General features: G+C 53.3%; 16 protein-coding genes. 9 read left to right on the top strand and 7 right to left on the bottom strand.

Annotated features, from left to right (window positions below):
* Window positions 1-7 precede the first annotated feature (7 nt).
* From ABKW30_RS11465 to ABKW30_RS11455, 3 genes are all read right to left on the bottom strand, one after another.
* Window positions 8-439, bottom strand: coding sequence for an OsmC family protein (locus ABKW30_RS11465; RefSeq protein ID WP_348599064.1), 432 nt, complete (start codon window positions 437-439; stop codon window positions 8-10).
* Between the two features lie 217 nt (window positions 440-656).
* Window positions 657-1643, bottom strand: a complete 987-nt coding sequence (locus ABKW30_RS11460; protein ID WP_348599773.1) for an aldo/keto reductase — start codon at window positions 1641-1643, stop codon at window positions 657-659.
* 101 nt (window positions 1644-1744) lie between these two features.
* Window positions 1745-3331: a GMC family oxidoreductase N-terminal domain-containing protein gene (locus ABKW30_RS11455; RefSeq protein WP_348599063.1), complete on the bottom strand. Its 1587-nt coding sequence runs from the start codon at window positions 3329-3331 to the stop codon at window positions 1745-1747.
* A gap of 229 nt (window positions 3332-3560) precedes the next feature.
* Between ABKW30_RS11455 and ABKW30_RS11450 the strand changes: the two genes are divergently transcribed.
* The 4 genes from ABKW30_RS11450 (at window position 3561) to ABKW30_RS11435 (ending at window position 8241) form a co-directional block, all read left to right on the top strand.
* Window positions 3561-4643: a sugar ABC transporter substrate-binding protein gene (locus ABKW30_RS11450; protein WP_348599062.1), complete on the top strand. Its 1083-nt coding sequence runs from the start codon at window positions 3561-3563 to the stop codon at window positions 4641-4643.
* Window positions 4644-4710: 67 nt separating this feature from the next.
* Complete coding sequence (locus ABKW30_RS11445) at window positions 4711-5751, top strand: ABC transporter permease (RefSeq protein ID WP_348599061.1); 1041 nt, start codon at window positions 4711-4713, stop codon at window positions 5749-5751.
* A 5-nt stretch (window positions 5752-5756) separates the two neighbouring features.
* Window positions 5757-7262: a sugar ABC transporter ATP-binding protein gene (locus ABKW30_RS11440; RefSeq protein WP_348599060.1), complete on the top strand. Its 1506-nt coding sequence runs from the start codon at window positions 5757-5759 to the stop codon at window positions 7260-7262.
* 10 nt (window positions 7263-7272) lie between these two features.
* Window positions 7273-8241: an ABC transporter permease gene (locus ABKW30_RS11435; RefSeq protein WP_348599059.1), complete on the top strand. Its 969-nt coding sequence runs from the start codon at window positions 7273-7275 to the stop codon at window positions 8239-8241.
* Between the two features lie 77 nt (window positions 8242-8318).
* Here ABKW30_RS11435 and gloA read toward each other — a convergent pair whose 3' ends face one another.
* Complete coding sequence (gene gloA / locus ABKW30_RS11430) at window positions 8319-8732, bottom strand: lactoylglutathione lyase (protein WP_348599058.1); 414 nt, start codon at window positions 8730-8732, stop codon at window positions 8319-8321.
* Window positions 8733-8891: 159 nt separating this feature from the next.
* On the opposite strand from gloA, the gene ABKW30_RS11425 reads away from it, so the two are divergent.
* The 3 genes from ABKW30_RS11425 (at window position 8892) to ABKW30_RS11415 (ending at window position 11881) form a co-directional block, all read left to right on the top strand.
* Window positions 8892-10337 carry an FAD-binding oxidoreductase gene (locus tag ABKW30_RS11425; protein WP_348599057.1) on the top strand — a complete coding sequence of 482 codons (1446 nt, stop codon included), beginning with the start codon at window positions 8892-8894 and terminating at the stop codon, window positions 10335-10337.
* Window positions 10334-11050, top strand: coding sequence for a FadR/GntR family transcriptional regulator (locus tag ABKW30_RS11420; RefSeq protein ID WP_348599056.1), 717 nt, complete (start codon window positions 10334-10336; stop codon window positions 11048-11050). The genes ABKW30_RS11425 and ABKW30_RS11420 overlap by 4 nt, the downstream gene beginning before the upstream one ends.
* An 84-nt stretch (window positions 11051-11134) precedes the next feature.
* Window positions 11135-11881: a FadR/GntR family transcriptional regulator gene (locus ABKW30_RS11415; RefSeq protein ID WP_348599055.1), complete on the top strand. Its 747-nt coding sequence runs from the start codon at window positions 11135-11137 to the stop codon at window positions 11879-11881.
* Here ABKW30_RS11415 and ABKW30_RS11410 read toward each other — a convergent pair.
* Window positions 11878-12783 carry an aminoglycoside phosphotransferase family protein gene (locus ABKW30_RS11410; protein WP_348599054.1) on the bottom strand — a complete coding sequence of 302 codons (906 nt, stop codon included), beginning with the start codon at window positions 12781-12783 and terminating at the stop codon, window positions 11878-11880. The genes ABKW30_RS11415 and ABKW30_RS11410 overlap by 4 nt on opposite strands.
* 202 nt (window positions 12784-12985) lie before the next feature.
* Between ABKW30_RS11410 and ABKW30_RS11405 the strand changes: the two genes are divergently transcribed.
* The gene (locus ABKW30_RS11405) at window positions 12986-13567 is read left to right on the top strand and encodes a DsbA family protein (protein WP_348599053.1); all 582 of its coding nucleotides are present in this window, start codon (window positions 12986-12988) and stop codon (window positions 13565-13567) included.
* Here the strand turns inward: ABKW30_RS11405 and ABKW30_RS11400 are convergent.
* Both ABKW30_RS11400 and ABKW30_RS11395 read right to left on the bottom strand, forming a co-directional pair.
* Complete coding sequence (locus ABKW30_RS11400) at window positions 13562-14569, bottom strand: inorganic phosphate transporter (RefSeq protein ID WP_348599052.1); 1008 nt, start codon at window positions 14567-14569, stop codon at window positions 13562-13564. The two genes, ABKW30_RS11405 and ABKW30_RS11400, sit on opposite strands and share 6 nt — an antisense overlap.
* Before the next feature lie 28 nt (window positions 14570-14597).
* Window positions 14598-15242 (bottom strand): DUF47 domain-containing protein, encoded by a 645-nt coding sequence (locus tag ABKW30_RS11395; RefSeq protein ID WP_348599051.1) that lies wholly within the window; start codon window positions 15240-15242, stop codon window positions 14598-14600.
* Between the two features lie 309 nt (window positions 15243-15551).
* Here ABKW30_RS11395 and ABKW30_RS11390 point away from each other — a divergent pair, with 309 nt between their 5' ends.
* A complete protein-coding gene (locus ABKW30_RS11390; RefSeq protein WP_348599050.1) occupies window positions 15552-16775 on the top strand; it encodes a YeeE/YedE family protein in 1224 nt (407 codons plus the stop codon).
* The last annotated feature ends 44 nt before the right edge of the window (window positions 16776-16819 follow it).

Here is a 16819-nt window from a genome sequence, read left to right as displayed (position 1 = left end):
AAGCATATCAAACGGAAGGTAGAAGCTTTGTCACAAAATCCGCATCTCCTCGGAGTGTGTTACTTACGGTACATATTTCCTCGGCAAGCTCCATGACCTGATGCTTCGTCGCATCATCGAGATCTCCAGCGATTTCGACATCAATATCGAAGCGCACAATGCGGAACGGTTCTTCATGAGACTTCTCCCCGGTCACATGGACGCGAACTTCATCAAGCCTATCTGAGACCTGCAGCCGGCTGGCAGCAATGCGTGCACTAAGGACAATGCACGCGGCCAGCGATGAATAGAGCAGATCAAGCGGATTGAATCCCGGCTCGGAAACGGAGGTGACGACATTCAAGTTACCGCCCGTCTCCGAGGTGATAACGGGCAGCTCCTTAGCCTTCAGGATTGCACGTGCGCCAACTGCCCGTGTTCTGATTTTGACGTCTGACATGAATCTACCCGCAGTTTAAGTGGCCTATCTCAATCCATAAAGCACCGGCATCAATCCGGCTACTGCTTTAAAAAAATCCATTGCGTGACAAGACCGAGTTCAGGCGCTGGTCAAGCTCTGATTTTGTCCAAGCGCCTAAAGTCTGACCAAAAGATCCGAGGCACAAGAAAACGGCGGCACAAGGCCACCGTTTTGGCTCATGTAAACTTCAAAACTACTACCAGCGTTGATGGACAAACGGCTTGATGTCCTCCTGGTAAATCTGTTCAATTTTTTCCATCGTATCCGGTGAGAGTGGCGCTAGCGCTGCGGCCTCTGCATTTGAGCGCGCTTGTGCAGGGTTGCGGGCACCGGGGATCGCTACAGTCACTGCGTCAAACATCAAAATCCAGCGCAGTGCAAACTTGGCCATTGTCGTGTCGCCGGATACCAGTGGGCGAATACGTTCCACTGCTTCCAGCCCTTTTTCGTAAGGCACCCCGGAGAATGTTTCGCCCACATCAAAAGCTTCACCATTGCGATTGAACAGGCGATGATCATTTTCCGCAAATGTCGTATCGCGCTTGAATTTCCCTGACAGCAAGCCGCTTGCTAGCGGTACACGAGCGATAATCGCGGTTTTCGTTTCTTCGGCCAAGGCGAAGAAACGCTCGGCGGGACGCTGCCTGAACGCATTGAATATTATCTGCACGCTGACAACGCCCGGATATTCGAGCGCTTTGAGGCCCTCTTCGACGCGCTCCACGCTTACACCGTAGTTGCGGATTTTGCCCTGTTCCACCAAACGGTCCAACCGCTCGAAGACTTCCGGATGATAGTACAGATCCGTGGGTGGACAGTGCAGTTGCACCAGATCGAGCGTATCTGTCTGGAGGTTCTTCAGGCTGCGTTCGATGTAACCGGTGAGGTTTTCCATGCTGTAGCCTGCAACAGTTTGTTCAGGCAATCTACGCCCGGCTTTCGTTGCTATGAAGGGCTTCTCGCCTCCCCGCTCCTTGATGACCTTCGCAATCAGCTGTTCCGAGTGCCCGTCACCGTAAACATCAGCGGTATCGATAAAGGTCACACCGCTATCAAGCGCCGCATGAAGAGCTGCCAGCGCCTCATCATCATTGACCTCGCCCCACGCAGCACCGATCGCCCATGCGCCAAAACCTATCTCGCTTACCGTCCGGCCGGTACGGCCAAATTCTTTCGATCGCATCATAATCTCCTGCGAAGTTTCTTGCCGCAAACACTCTTATCAGATTTTAGTTGTACGACAACCCTGCAAGATTGCCCTTGAGAAATTTCCCAATTCCACAATCAATTACTGGCCCGCCTGATGAAATCCGCTGCCTTTTCTCCGATCATAACCGTTGTGGCATTGGTGTTGGAGGAGATCAGTCTGGGCATTATCGAGCTATCGCAAACTCTTAATCCGTCAATGCCATAAACCTTCAGTTGCGGATCAACGACAGCATCTTCTCCTTTACCCATTCGGCAGGTTCCTACGGGGTGATATGCTGATCTAGCGTGCTCACGGGCAAATGCAGCACAGTCCGCCCGCGTATTCACTCCATCACCAGGCAGATGTTCACGCCTGATGAAGGGCTTGAATGCCGGTTGATTCAGAATATCCCTACTGATGAGGATACCATCGACGGCACGCTCCAGATCATAGGGTTCAGCAAACGCGTTGGGGTCGATGATCGGTGCATCACCCGGATCAGAAGACCTCAATTTGACTGTCCCGCGCGAGCGTGGCCGCAAATGGTAGGAATTAAGCGTGCAGCCATTACCGCCAGGAACTGAACCTATCCCTTTCTCTACACCTGCCCCCGGCAGAAAGTGAAACTGGAGATCAGGGGTCTTTTCCGTTTCGTCGCCCCACCAGAAAGCACCGCCTTCAACGATGTTTGACGCTACAGGACCTTTGCCGAATGCTGCATATTCAAGGCCTGCCAGAATCTGCCATCTCAGTTTCTTGTAACGATCTATTCCATACGGGCCGGAAAGTTCTGCAATTACATCAACATCCATATGATCCTGTAAATTTTGACCGACACCGGGCAGATCGTGCACTACATCGATACTCATCGCCCTCAGTTCATCGGCTGGGCCAATGCCCGAAAGCATCAGAAGCTTAGGTGAGCCTATAGCTCCCGATGTAAGGACAACCTCGCGGTCGGCACCAATGAAAATTTTTTCGCCTTTCTCAATAATTTCAACCCCGATGGCCCGATTGCCCTTGACGACAATCCGATTAACGAACACGCCCGTCTTTACCGTCAAATTACTGCGGTCCAAAACCGGCTTCAAATATCCAACTGCAGTACTGCTGCGGCGGCCATTCTTTGTGGTTGTCTGATAGAAACCACTGCCTTGCTGTTTACCGCCATTGAAATCCGCAGTGAACGGGATTCCCGCTTGTTGGGCGGCTTGAACGAAAATGCGTGTCAGGGAATGAGGATTACCGGAACTTACGCCGAGTGGCCCTTCGTTTCCATGGTTGTCATCGACCAACGTGTCATTACCTTCAGACTTCTTGAAATAGGGTTGCACATCGCGAAATGACCAACCGTCGCAGCCTTCTTCATCAGCCCAGGCATTGTAGTCCTCCGGACAGCCGCGGGTAAAAACCTGCGCATTAATCGAACTTCCGCCACCAAGCACCCTTGCTTGCGGATAAACCATTTTCCGACCCCCGATTTCCCGTCCTGGCGCGGTTTCATAACCCCATATCAAAGGTCCCGCTGTCATCTTGAAGAAACCAACAGGCAGGTGAATGAACATATTCGTATCGCGGGGTCCGGCCTCAAGCAGCGTCACCGTGGCATTCGGATCCTCTGTCAGCCTGGCGGCAAGTACGCATCCCGCCGATCCGCCGCCCACGATGATATAATCGGCCATCTAATTCCTCCCGCTTCATGAAAAGTTCGCCCACGACCGACCTGCGTCGCCGGACATTTCACACATACAATCTCAAGTCTCTTGTGAAGCGTCAAGAGAAAGGGTATGGTTATCGTGTTGGAGGGTTGTCGTACAAATTGGAGGGTGCGGCATAGACTCTTACTGCACAATTCAGGCGTCGTGGAACAGATGCCATAAGAACATGAATTTCCAGAGGGAGGAATTGGGAATGAATGAACAGGATAAATTTGCGCGTTTTGGACGAGTAAACCGGCGAACACTGATGCTGGGAGCGACAGCCGGGTTGGCCGTAGCTGCTCTGCCGAAACAACTTTTTGCACAATCGGCACCCGCGCTTGTCACATCGATAAGGTCCCTGTCCAATCCATATCACGCCGTATGGAAAATGGGTGCTGAAGCTTTTGCCAAATCTGCCGGGCTGGAGCATGTGACGCTTGTCTCGGAAGGAAACAGTGAAAAGGGCATTGCCGATATTAAAGCTATGCTCGCCAAGACCGGCGGCAACATGGTTCTCAATTCTGACCCGAACGATACTCCTGATGCGCGTCCGATTGTCGAGGCCTGCGCCAAGGCAGGTGCTACCGTGGTAACTCAATGGAACAAGCCTGCTGACCTTCATCCGAAAGACTTCACGCCAAACTACGTTTCACACATCGAGTTCGATGGCATTGCCAGCGGCAAGCAGATCGCTGAAATTCTATTCAACGCCATTGGCGGCAGTGGCGGCATCGTCGCCTTGGGCGGTATGATCTCCACGACTGCAGCAATTGAACGAAAAAAGGGACTGGACGAAGCTCTTGCGGCCAATCCAAATATCAAACTGTTGGATTTTCAGGTCGCCAATTGGAAATCAACCGAAGCCTTCGATCTGACAAGTAATCTGCTGACCCGCTTTGGCGACGACATCAAAGGTATCTGGGCGGCAAATGACGACATGGGCGTTGGCGCACTTGAAGCACTTCGGGCCGAAGACTTGGCAGGCAAGGTCCCGATCGTCGGTGTTGACGGCATTAAATCGGCGGTCGATGCCGTACGTAAAGGCGAGTTTGCATGCACGGTAACATCCGACCCGTTTTGGCAGGGCGGCATGGGTCTTGCCATCGGCTATAATGCTCATGTGAAAAAGTTCGACCCCGCCAAAGAGCCTCCGGAACACCGGGAGTTTTATGGCAAGGCGCTGCTCATTTCGAAAGACAATGTCGAAGAGTACTACAAGACCAATGTCGAAGCTCAGCCCACTCTGGACTGGAACGACCTATGGGGTCGCGTGACCGGAGCGATCCGGACCTGATAGCGCAGCGGCAGACAGGGTTTAAGCCCCGTCTGCCTTCCCCACTCTCAATGCTGGATGTAGTCTTTTGTCTGTCAATTCTGAACTCATGAAGCCTATCTCAACTACGGAGCGAAAGACTGCGATGCAATCGTTCCTGACCCGACTTGCCGGTGGGAACCGGTTTCGCAAATGGCGCGCCTTTGCCCCTCTGGCGGTGTTGATCGTCCTTTGCATTATTATCACGATAGCCAATCCAAACTTTATTGAACCGCGCAATCTCATACGTGTCGCCAATTCCGCCGCTGTGCCACTGACGCTCGCAATGGGCATGACTTTTATCATTCTGCTTGGCAGTATCGACCTGTCGGTTGAAGGAGCAATGTCCGTGGCCGCCATGGTGGTTGTTCTTCTCGCCGCGAATGACAGCAATGCGCACAATTACGGCTGGCTTGCCGTGCTGGCAGCCATTGCTGCAAGCACATTGATTGGCCTGATGAGCGGCGTACTTCAGACGACTCTGCGCATCCCGTCTTTTATGACGACCCTTGGTGTCTGGTTTATCGGCTTGGGATTGTCGGTCTATATGCTTGGTGGCTCCGCGGTAAGGTTAATGGACGAAAGCATTCGGGGGCTCGCCCTCACCCGTTTCCTGTCATTGCCCATCGCAGTTTGGGTTGCCTTGGCGGCTTTCGCTCTCGCGATTGTCATCCAGTATCATACCCGGTTCGGTCGCCACGTTCTGGCACTCGGCGGAGGTGAAGACATTGCCGAGTTTTCCGGCGTGAATCCGAGGCGTGTCCGCATATATGCATTCGGCCTCGCCGGTTTCTTTTTCGGTGTTGCAGGTGTGCTTGCCGCTGCTCAGCTCGGTCAATCCAACGCCACCATTGCCGACGGACGCCTGTTTGCAGCAGTTACTGCTGTGGTTGTCGGCGGAACGGCTTTGACCGGCGGCGAAGGCGGCGTGCTCAACACGCTCGTCGGAGTTCTTATCGTGACCGTTCTCGCCAACGGAATGATCCTGCTTGGCATCTCACCCTACATTCAGCAGACGGTGCAAGGCCTGATGATCATAGCCGCTGTGGCTTTGTCTCTCGACCGCCTCAACCTGAAGATTGTGAAGTAATCGCCATGCTCGCAGCCAAGGGAATAAGCAAATCATTCGTCGCCGGCACTTATGCGCTGAACAACGTCGATATCGAAATTAGACCTAACGAAGTCGTCGGGCTTATTGGCGAAAATGGTGCAGGCAAATCAACGCTCATGCGTGTGCTTTCCGGCACGCACCGCCCGGATACCGGAACACTGACGCTGGATGGCAAACCCTTGCGTTTGCGCAACTCCAGCGATGCTGCCGCTCATGGCATCGGCATGGTTTTTCAGGAACAGTCGCTGTTGCTCAATCTCTCCGTCGCCGAGAATATTTATCTTGGTCAGGAGCAGCAGTTTTCGCGTCTCGGCATTGTAAACTGGCGCTCCATGCACGAGGCCTCGCGCAGGCAACTTGCCAAAATCGGTGTCGATATTGACGTGACAGCGCGCACGTCGGAATTAAGCTTCGCCGCACGGCAGATGGTTGAACTGGCAAAGGCGCTGACGCTCGAAGAAAGCGTTGACCGCCCTCTCGTCATTTTGCTTGATGAGCCAACATCCGTATTAAGTGCATCCGATATTGATGTGCTCTTTGCCCGGGTTCGCTCGCTAAAATCACGAGCGAGCTTTGTCTTCGTCTCACATCGTCTCGACGAAGTGCTACGCATTTCAGACCGTGTTTATACGATGAAGGATGGCAAGGTCGTTGCCGAGCATGAAGCCTCGAATGTGACCGGCCCGGAATTGCACGAGATCATGGTCGGGCGAGGTCTGCATACTGAATATTACAAGGAAGCCCAGCAGACAGAACCGAAGCCAGAAGTCATGGTCGAAGCCAGGGATCTCGGGATTGCCGGATTCTTTCATGGAGTGGACTTCAATATCCGAGCCGGTGAAGTCGTAGGCATTGCAGGCGTCGTTGGATCAGGCCGTGAAGAGCTGACGCGTGCTGTCGGCGGGTTTTTGCCGCACACACAAGGCACATTGAAAATTGCGGGCGAAGCCGTGCGCCTTACCTCACCCGGGCAAGCCGTGCGCAAAAGCATTGGCTATATTCCGCGCGAGCGCCGCGTCGAAGGTTTGGTCATGTTTCTTTCCATTGCGGAGAACATCACGTTGGCCGACCTCTCTCACGTCATGCGCAATGGGGCCATCGACTACGGTAAGGAACGCCGCCTAGCCACAGACTGGATCAAGCGCCTGCGCATCAAAGCGCCAGGACCGGATGTTGCCTGCCGCAAACTCAGCGGTGGCAATCAGCAAAAGGTCGTTCTTGCCAGATGGATGACCGCCGGGTCGCGCATCCTGATCCTTGACCATCCGACTCGTGGTCTCGACGTGGGAGCCAAGGAGGAAGTCTATGAATTGATCCGGCAACTCTCCGCGCAAGGCATCGCAATCCTGCTGCTTTCCGACACGCTGGAAGAGACAATCGGACTTTCCCATACGGTTCTTGTCATGCGCGATGGCGAGATCACAGCACGGTTTGATGCCAGCGCAGGCAGGAAGCCCGATCAGGTCGAGCTTGTAGCGGCAATGGTTTGAGGAAGTAGCGATGGAAAATATATCAAAAATCAAATCGCTGCTCTCAAACAACTGGGTTCAGGGCGCAATTCCAACCGGATTGCTCATATTGCTCATCATCATTGTCGAACTGGCATCGCCCGGCTTTCTAACTGGCGAAACGCTGGCCTTGCTGCTGTCGAATACCGCCGTACTCTTCATATTGGCGACGGGCGTTACCTTCGTGATTCTGATCGGCGGTATTGACCTTTCGATTCAGGCCGTTGCTTCTTTGGCGAGCGTGATCCTCGCACAACTTTTGCCGTCCATGGGTTTTGCAGCCTTCCCTGTCGCCATTCTCTCTGGTCTCGGTTTTGGTCTTCTAAGCGGCATCGTCCATGTCCGGCTGCGTGTTCCATCTTTTGTCGCCACGTTGGCAACGGGCGGAGTGGTCGCCGGCATAGCACTATGGATTGCCAATGGCCGGGCCATCACCATCGAGCAAGCCGGACGTGTCAACACGATGTGGGTGAACGAAAGCATCGCAGGCATTCCGGTTGTCGTCCTGCTCGCCATCGCTGTGGGCATGGTCAGCTTCCTGATCCTGCGCTATACGCGCTTTGGCCGTTACAGTCTGGCAGTGGGAGCTGGCGAGTCCGCGGCCTATGCCGCAGGCATCAATGTTGATCGTACAAAAGTTATCGCCTTCGCGATTTCCGGAACATTGGCTGCAATCGCAGGCGTTATTCTGGCTGCACGCCTGTCCAGCGGGTCACCCAGCTTGGCCAACCAGTTGCTTTTACCAGCTATCGCGGCCGTTATCGTAGGTGGAACAGCAATCACCGGAGGTTTGGGCGGCGTCGGACGCACGGCTGTCGGCGCGCTTATTATCTCGATCGTACGCATTGGCATGACATTCGTTGGCGTCAATATTTTTGCCGAAAATGTAATCTTTGGTGCGGTTCTGATTGCTGCGGTCGCCATTACTATTGATCGTAGCAAGATTGCGATCATCAAATGAAACGCAGTATTGCCGCCCTCACCTATCAGTCGGAGAGCCGCACAGCGGTAAGGCATATGCGGCTCTCCGGATCAGTGTCACTGCATGGTATCGAGGCCAATCAGCTCAATCTTGTACCCATCGGGATCTTCTACGAAGGCGATATGCGTCGTGCCATGCATCATCGGGCCGGGCTTGCGTGGGATGCTTGCACCCTGCCTTTCAAGCGCATCGCAGACAGCATAAATATCGTTCACACCCAGAGCCAAATGGCCGAATCCGCTGCCAATCTGATACGGCTCGGATTGATCCCAATTATGGGTCAGCTCCACAACGGTGTTGCTCTCCTCCGGTCCGTAGCCGACAAATGCCAGTGTAAACTTGCCACCCGGAAAGTCTTCCTTGCGCAAAAGCTTCATACCCAGCAACTCGGTATAGAATTTGATCGATCTGTCCAGATCAAACACACGGATCATCGTGTGCATCATGCGGAATCCGTTGTCAGCGCTCATGTTGCTTTTCCTCCTGTAAAGCCTGGTGTCAGTCTGAATCTTGCCATCAAACAAGGAGGCAATCCCTCTCAAAGCCCGATGGCAGAAACCATACTTGTATGATAACACGGTAACAGTGATAGTTGTCTACAGAATTTACAAACCTCGGAGATCGTTTTTATGAATGCCTTGCCTCCCCCCAGTAAGAAGTCGCTCGCTGCGCTCGCCAGCACGATGCCGGAGGGAACTTTGCTCACGGCAGATGCGGATATGGAGCGGTATTGCAAGGATTGGTCCGGCGATCATTTTGGCACGCCAATGGCTGTTGCTCGTCCTCAAAATACGACGGAAGTATCAAGCCTGCTGCGATATTGCCATGAAGCTGGCATCCCTGTTGTTCCTCAGGGAGGGTTGACCGGCCTCGTTGGTGCAGCGGTGGCTGCACCGGGCGGCAAGGAACTGGTTGTCTCGCTGGAGCGAATGAACAAGGTACGTTCAATCAACCCTATTGATTTTGCCATGGTTGTTGAAGCTGGGTGCATTCTTGAGGATGCGAAACGCGCGGCAGAAGCTAGTGACTGCATTTTGCCAATTACATTCGGCGCTCAGGGCAGTTGTCGCATCGGGGGCAACGTCGCAACCAATGCAGGCGGCTTTAACGTGCTGCGTTACGGCATGACTCGCGATCTGGTGCTTGGGCTTGAGGTGGTCCTCAGCGATGGACGCATCTGGAACGGCCTAAAAACCCTGCGCAAAGACAATCGTGGCTATGACATCAAGCAAATGTTTATCGGTAGCGAAGGAACCCTTGGCATCGTTACTGCCGCATCATTCAAGCTTTTCCCAAAACCGACACAGGTAGAGACCGCACTCGTAGGACTGCGCTCTGTGGAAGACGCAATGACGCTCTACGCAAAAGCCCGGCGCGAGTGTAGCGATCTTTTGACCGCCTTCGAACTTATCTTGCGCGTAGGTATCGATATTGCGCTGAAAGCACGTCCTGATTTCATCGACCCGCTTTCAGAACCGTATCCCGTTTATGTCCTCATCGAAGCGTCCGCAGGCGGGCGCATTGATTTGGCTGCCATCCTGCAGGATTTCCTCGGAGATGCCGGAGATCTGGTACAGGATGGAGTGCTTGCGACAAGCCGTGCGCAGGCAGAACGGCTTTGGCTTTTACGAGAAACCCTTGTCGAATCCCAAGGCAATGGTGGCCGCTATCTGCGAACGGATGTTTCCGTCCCGATATCAAAACTTGCAGACTTTGTTGCGGATACACTTGAGGCTTTAAGCGAGCATCATCCGGAAGCTCTTGCTGTCACTTATGGTCATGTCGGCGACGGCAATCTTCATCTCAACGTCATTCCGCCCAAGGGTAGCACGCCTGATGCTATGGAGCTTTTGTTCCATCAGACTGAGGAGATCATCTTTGATATCGTTGATCGTTATGGTGGATCAATCAGTGCAGAACATGGTATCGGGCGCGTCAAGCAACAGGCTTATCTTGATCGCATCGATGAGGTGACGCTGGACATTGCCAGCCGACTCAAGGACGCTTTCGACCCTAAACATATCCTCAGCGATGGGCGCATCCTGCGACCAGCTGCACTACCGGGTGATCGATGACGCTCAAACTCGACAAAGTGAATCGCGGGCCACACCTGTCAACCTTGGTGGCAAGTTCCATTTCACGCGAAATTGCGGAGGGACGTTTAAAGGCCGGTGATCAGCTGCCAACCGAACAAGCCCTCGCCTCCACCTTTGGTGTAAGCCGCAATGTGGTCAGGGAAGCCATCGCGCGATTACGCTCGGAGGGTCGGATATGGTCGCAGCAAGGTCGTGGGGCTTTCGTTGCCGATGAGCCAAATCCACCCGTCCTCACCATCGACTATGATGTATCTCAGCAAGGTGATGCCTTTAAGAGCCTGTTTGAGTTACGCGGAGCGCTTGAGGTAAAGGCGGCGTCCCTTGCAGCCGAGCGCCGAACTCAAAGCGATCTCGATGCACTGAAACAAAGCCTCACCGGCATGCAGGATGCTCCCTATGGTAGTGTCGCCTGGCTTCAAGCCGATCTGGAGTTTCATCGAGCAATCGTGGCGGCAACCCGGAACACCTACATGGAACAGTTTCTCGTGTTTGTGGCGGAGCGTGTGCGAGACAGCATTCTAGCTGCAGGTAATCAACAAGGGTCCGATGAAATGGCCAGTACGACCTTGGGCGAACACAATCGTATCTATGCCGCCATTGCGGATGGCGATCCTGTAGCTGCGGCACGCACCATGCAACTACATCTCGATGGCGCGGCGCAGCGGGTAGGCCTGCCTACAAACACTAACTAATTGACGATGCTTTGCTTTTTTTCTTATCGTAAGCTAGCAGCACTGAGGAGCGTTTTTTAATTTTTAGTAGAGGTCCCAACATTGATGATGGATAACGAAACAGCGGTTTTTAATACTATTCAGCAAACTCCCAATCTTCGTAGCGGATTGGTGGATACGCTCATCGCCCAGATCGAATCCGGTGATCTGGCGCCTGGACAAAGACTACCCACCGAACAAGCGATTATGACCGCAACGGGTGTGAGCCGAACCGTCGTGCGTGAAGCTTTGGCTTCGCTTCGTGCCAAAGGTCTGATCACAACACGGCAAGGGCTTGGTGCTTTTGTTGCTGATGATCCCCACCCTCGCACCTTCTCCATCATACCTACTGATCTGGAATCGATCGATGAGGTACTGCATATTCTTGAACTGCGCATGGGGATTGAAGTGGAAGCAGCAGGGCTGGCTGCACAGCGCCGAACTGATGACGACCTTGAGCGCATGGATGCGCGCATGATAGCGCTTGAAGTTTCAATCCTTGATGGCGGTTCAGGCGTGGAAGAAGATTTTGCATTTCATCGTGCAATTCTGGTCGCTACCCATAATTCATATTATGCTCGCCTTTTCGATACATTCGGCAGCGCCATGGTGCCTAGGATGTGGACAAAGCTGGATACAATGGAGCATCGGGAGCGCAAGAAATATATTGCGCGTATGCAGCGCGAACACGGCCTTATCTTCAACGCCATTCGTGACCGTGCCCCCGCTGCTGCACAGAAGGCCATGCGCATTCACCTTATAAAAAGTTCCGCCAGATTTATTGAACTCCGGGATCAAGCCATCCAGCGTTAAAGCTTGTAATCGGCGATTACCTCATGGATGACGCGGCACGAGCTTTCCGCACCCGGAGAGTTTGTACCTGCCATGCCCGCGAAAACAATCATGGCTTTCCATAACGCCCATCCTCGGGCACGAGCCCAAGTCGCAACGTCGAGTTGAAGGCCAGCGCGGAATACTTCTCGACTTTCTCCTTGAAAAAGCGTCCACGCGATTACCAGATCACAGGCCGGGTCTCCAATGCCGGATGTTCCAAAATCAATCACCGCGCTTAGTTGACCGCGATCTACCAGCAGATTTCCCCAGCTGACATCACCATGGAACCAGACCGGGGAGCCCTGCCAGTTGGAATTGAGCGCAGTTTCCCATACGCTTCGTGCTGCATCCGTATCGATTTTTCCATCAAGCGCTGCCATCGCTTGGCGCGCTTCCTCATCATAGGTTTTAAGCGGCCCACCTCTGAAAAAGTTGTGCCTACCTGGCAACGGCCCGCCCGTGCCATCAATCCTTTGCAAGGCTGTCAGAAAACCGGACAATGCTTTAGCAAAATCAGTCAAATCGGCTATGCGTTCGATCGTCGCCGTCGCGCCTTCAATCCAGCGGTAAATCGACCAATGCCACGGGAAATCTTTTCCCGGAACACCCATCCCCAACGGCTCGGGTATCGGCAGGGGCAAACCGGGCGCAAGCTTTGGCAGCCAGAATTGCTCCTTCTCCACCTGTTCGGCGTAGTGTCGTGCGCTTGGTAATCGCACGGTCATGCTATTACCAAGATGGAATGTCCTGTTATCCCAGCCGCCAAATTCAACTGGCCTGATCGGAAGACCCGCCCACTGAGGAAACTGGTTAGCCACCAGCCGCCTTACCAGAGCCAAATTTATATCAACCACTTCGGGAGAAGAATTTGGATCAGACATCAATCAAAAGTCTCTTCGAAAGGTTTCTATCTGAATGGCCAATACTCTAAAAAACCAAGCAACGACAAGCCCGACAGCACTGTTGAGCACTTATCTCCCGGATCAGTACGCTATTGCCTGAAACTGGATTTCAACTGCCTTACAACCGCCCTGCATCCCTATTAGATCGACCTGCAAATCCAGCCTTGGAGTCATTCCCGCCTTGTTTATCAATCGACGCAAGCTTCTCACCGCCGGACTGGTCGGGGGTTTCTTACCAGGCATAATCAGCGCAGACGCGCGAGCAGAAGAGGCAAACCTCTGGCCGGTTTTTGGCAATCCCCAAGGACGTGTGACCATCGTCGAATTCTTCGAATATCAATGTCCAAACTGCAAAAGACTGCATCCCCAACTGGAAGAAATGGTCAAGGATCACGGTTCGATTCGGCTCATAATGAGGGATTGGCCGATATTCGGTGACACCTCCGTCTATGCCTCCAGAATGGCTTTAGCCGCAGGCTACAGCGGCGAGTACGAACAGGCATTTCATGCGTTGATGAAAGTGCCGGGCAGACTCACATTGAAGCGTACAGACGAAACTCTGCGAGCTACCGGGATCGATACCGATCGCGTTAGAGATGCATTGGAGAAACATTTCGATACTATACAAGGTCGCTTGGATCAGCACGCCGCCCAGGCGAAAGAGTTACAGCTTGCCGGAACCCCGGCCTTCATCGTGGATAAGCAACTGTTTCCACGCGTAACTGACATTGGCATGCTTCGCGCAGCCATTGATAAACTATAGGGTAAATAGCCCGCTCACCCAATAAAACACGGCCGATATCAAGGCGGCTACAGGCATCGTTACAACCCAGGCAATAACAATATTGCCTGCAAGCCCCCACCTGACAGCCGAAACGCGTCTGGCAGCGCCTACGCCGATAATTGCACCGGTAATCGTATGGGTGGTGGACACGGGAATACCCAGCCATGTTGCGCCGAACAGAGTAATTGCGCCACCTGTCTCCGCGCAGAAGCCCTGCATCGGATTAAGCCGCGTGATCTTCGATCCCATTGTATGAACGATCCGCCAGCCACCACACAATGTGCCAAGCGCCATAGCCGACTGACAGCTGATCACAACCCAGAATGGAACACTGAATTTCTGCCCCAGATAGCCTTGCGAAAACAGCAGAACGGCAATGATGCCCATCGTCTTCTGCGCGTCATTACCACCATGACCCAACGAATAAAGTGAAGCAGACACAAATTGCAGCCAGCGGAATTTTCGATCAACGGCAAAGGGTGTTTGACGAACGGCGGCCCAAGAGACGATGAGGACAAGAAGCAGGGCAAGAAAGAAGCCAATCATAGGCGACATGAAAATAGCGCCTATGGTTTTCAAAAGCCCCGACCAGACAATTGCATCTCCACCTGTCCGGACGAGACCAGCCCCCACCAAACCGCCTATCAAGGCGTGCGACGAGCTTGACGGAATACCGAATATCCACGTGACGATGTTCCATATGATAGCGCCCATCAGCGCAGAAAAAATCAGCCGTGGCGTCACGATACCCGGATCGATAATGCCTGTCCCCAAGGTCTCAGCAACGTGCAGACCAAAAAACAGGAAGGCAATGAAATTGAAGAACGCGGCCCATAGCACGGCATATTGCGGGCGCAGGACACGGGTGGAAACGATTGTTGCAATTGAATTGGCCGCGTCATGCAGACCGTTCAGGAAATCGAAAAACAGCGCGACACCAATAAGGCCGACCAGCAGGGGAAAGCTCAACGCAAGATCCATGTACCCGGTCCTATGGTGAATTCACGTTCTAAACGTTCTCGATCACGATGCCGCTGATCTCATCCGCAACATCTTCAAATCGGTCGACCACCTTTTCAAGCTCACCGAAGATTTCGCTGCCGATCATATAGGCCATAGGATCAGATTTGCCGTACCGCTCGAAGAGTGATTGGAGACCTTCATCATGAAGATCGTCAGACAGATCCTCGATCCGCACAACCTGTTCTGCAATTGCGCTGAGGCGGGTAGAATGTGTTCCAACACGGTTGAGCAAGGGTATTGCCTCGGCGACCAATTCAGCGGCCTCGACAATCAGGCCGCCCATTTCCTTCATACGGGGGTCGAAACTGGTTTGCTGGAATAGCCTTATCGTCTTTACCGTCTTACGCATCATATCGATGGCATCATCCATCGACTGGATAAGATCCTTGATATCGCCGCGGTCGAAAGGCGTGATGAAACTGCGCCGTACAGCCAGCAGAACTTCCCGGGTAATCTCGTCAGCTTCATCTTCAAGCTCAATGATGCGGGCGCAATGCTGTTGCATATCGCCCTCTTCGGCGAGAAGAGCTTTCATGGAATTTGCAGCTTCGACGACAACCCTTGAGTGCCGGTCGAAAAGATCGAAGAACCGATCCTCACGGGGCAACAACGCGCGAAACCACCTTAACATGATTCAACCTCTGCCTTCGTGTGCATGCCATGCCATCGATACAATGCAGCTGCACTGATAATTAGTCGAATAGCATTTGTCGGGCATCGGCACCACGTCAGTTCTTTGGGTCGATTGGTTTTTGCCTTCCAGTAAGCCAAGTCTCCACAAGAAATTATCGCAGGCGGCAAGGCCTGCAAATGATAAAACTATCCTACAAAATAGGGATTTTAAGCAATAATAAACCGGATAGAGGCCGTTTGAGAAATAGCGATAACTCGTGGCGCAACACATGGAGTATTATGGTTGCGCCAGAAATGGAGCCACCCAATGTCAGCCGCAAGTCTCACCACCGATACCGTAAAACCACTGCCACCATTCGGAGCACCGGGCGTTGGCGCTTTGCTGGTTCTGATTATCGGCACACTTGTGCTTGGCTATAGCTACGGCCCGGCACAAGGCGCACTTTTTCTGATCGGCGGCGGGCTTGGCATCGCGCTCTATCACGCGGCTTTCGGCTTTACCTCAGCTTGGCGGGTGTTCATTGTAGAAGGACGCGGGCGCGGTTTGCGTGTGCAGATGATCCTGCTGGCGCTAGCCGTAATTCTTTTCTTTCCTCCTTTGGCCAATGGCGTTCTTTTCGGAAATGAAGTGAAGGGTTCCGTCTCTCCTGCAGGAATTGGCGTGATCGTTGGTGCATTCATGTTCGGCATCGGCATGCAACTTGGTGGTGGTTGTGCATCCGGCACACTGTTCACGGCAGGCGGCGGGAATGCCCGCATGCTGGTGACATTGCTCTTTTTCATCATCGGCTCCGTTCTGGCGACGATCAATTTCGACTGGTGGACAAGCTTGCCTGCCCTCCCTCCAATCTCCCTCGTGCAGAGTTTCGGTGCAGCTGGCGGCATAGCCATTTCACTCACGCTGTTTCTCGCAATTGCTGGCCTTACGATCCTTATCGAAAAGAGACGCAACGGCGCACTCGAACAAGCAACACCGTCGCCTCGTCGGGGTTTTGCACGTCTCTTACGCGGTCCTTGGCCGCTTGTTCTTGGTGCTGTCGCGCTTGTCCTTTTGAACTTTGCCACGCTCGCAATTGCTGGCCGTCCGTGGGGTGTCACCTCTGCTTTCGCATTATGGGGTGCGAAAGGTGCGCAAATAATTGGCATTGATCCAACAGCTTGGGCCTACTGGCAAACAGCTGCCAATGCCAAAGCACTTACCCAAAGCGTCTTCGCCGATATCACTTCCGTCATGGATTTCGGAATCATTGCTGGTGCCATGCTGGCAGCAGCACTCGCAGGAAGCTTTGCGCCAAGCCTCGACATCCCGCTGCGCTCGGTTATAGCCGCCATCGTTGGTGGATTGCTGTTAGGTTATGGTGCCCGCATTGCTTATGGCTGCAACATCGGCGCTTATTTCTCTGGTATCGCATCCGGCAGCCTGCACGGCTGGATATGGGCCGCAGCAGCATTTGCAGGCAATATGCTCGGCGTACAACTCCGCCCATACTTCTTCTTTGAACGAAAGATTACTTCCCGCACAGATGGATGACCAAGTCGGAGTCCGGCTTTATTTAAACAAATTTCATTCCAAAG

This window comes from Phyllobacterium sp. SB3, from assembly GCF_040009165.1.
GTDB lineage: Bacteria > Pseudomonadota > Alphaproteobacteria > Rhizobiales > Rhizobiaceae > Phyllobacterium.
This window is presented reverse-complemented; position numbering and strand designations above follow the sequence as displayed.

Excerpts from the sequence above, each read along its gene's own strand:
- ABKW30_RS11450 (WP_348599062.1), top strand. The coding sequence starts at position 3,561 with ATGAATGAACAGGATAAATTTGCGCGTTTTGGACGAGTAAACCGGCGA.
- ABKW30_RS11390 (WP_348599050.1), top strand. The coding sequence starts at position 15,552 with ATGTCAGCCGCAAGTCTCACCACCGATACCGTAAAACCACTGCCACCA.
- ABKW30_RS11460 (WP_348599773.1), bottom strand. The coding sequence starts at position 1,643 with ATGCGATCGAAAGAATTTGGCCGTACCGGCCGGACGGTAAGCGAGATA.
- ABKW30_RS11395 (WP_348599051.1), bottom strand. The coding sequence starts at position 15,242 with ATGTTAAGGTGGTTTCGCGCGTTGTTGCCCCGTGAGGATCGGTTCTTC.
- ABKW30_RS11440 (WP_348599060.1), top strand. The coding sequence starts at position 5,757 with ATGCTCGCAGCCAAGGGAATAAGCAAATCATTCGTCGCCGGCACTTAT.
- ABKW30_RS11400 (WP_348599052.1), bottom strand. The coding sequence starts at position 14,569 with ATGGATCTTGCGTTGAGCTTTCCCCTGCTGGTCGGCCTTATTGGTGTC.
- ABKW30_RS11465 (WP_348599064.1), bottom strand. The coding sequence starts at position 439 with ATGTCAGACGTCAAAATCAGAACACGGGCAGTTGGCGCACGTGCAATC.
- ABKW30_RS11415 (WP_348599055.1), top strand. The coding sequence starts at position 11,135 with ATGATGGATAACGAAACAGCGGTTTTTAATACTATTCAGCAAACTCCC.
- ABKW30_RS11425 (WP_348599057.1), top strand. The coding sequence starts at position 8,892 with ATGAATGCCTTGCCTCCCCCCAGTAAGAAGTCGCTCGCTGCGCTCGCC.
- ABKW30_RS11410 (WP_348599054.1), bottom strand. The coding sequence starts at position 12,783 with ATGTCTGATCCAAATTCTTCTCCCGAAGTGGTTGATATAAATTTGGCT.
- ABKW30_RS11455 (WP_348599063.1), bottom strand. The coding sequence starts at position 3,331 with ATGGCCGATTATATCATCGTGGGCGGCGGATCGGCGGGATGCGTACTT.
- gloA (WP_348599058.1), bottom strand. The coding sequence starts at position 8,732 with ATGAGCGCTGACAACGGATTCCGCATGATGCACACGATGATCCGTGTG.
- ABKW30_RS11435 (WP_348599059.1), top strand. The coding sequence starts at position 7,273 with ATGGAAAATATATCAAAAATCAAATCGCTGCTCTCAAACAACTGGGTT.
- ABKW30_RS11420 (WP_348599056.1), top strand. The coding sequence starts at position 10,334 with ATGACGCTCAAACTCGACAAAGTGAATCGCGGGCCACACCTGTCAACC.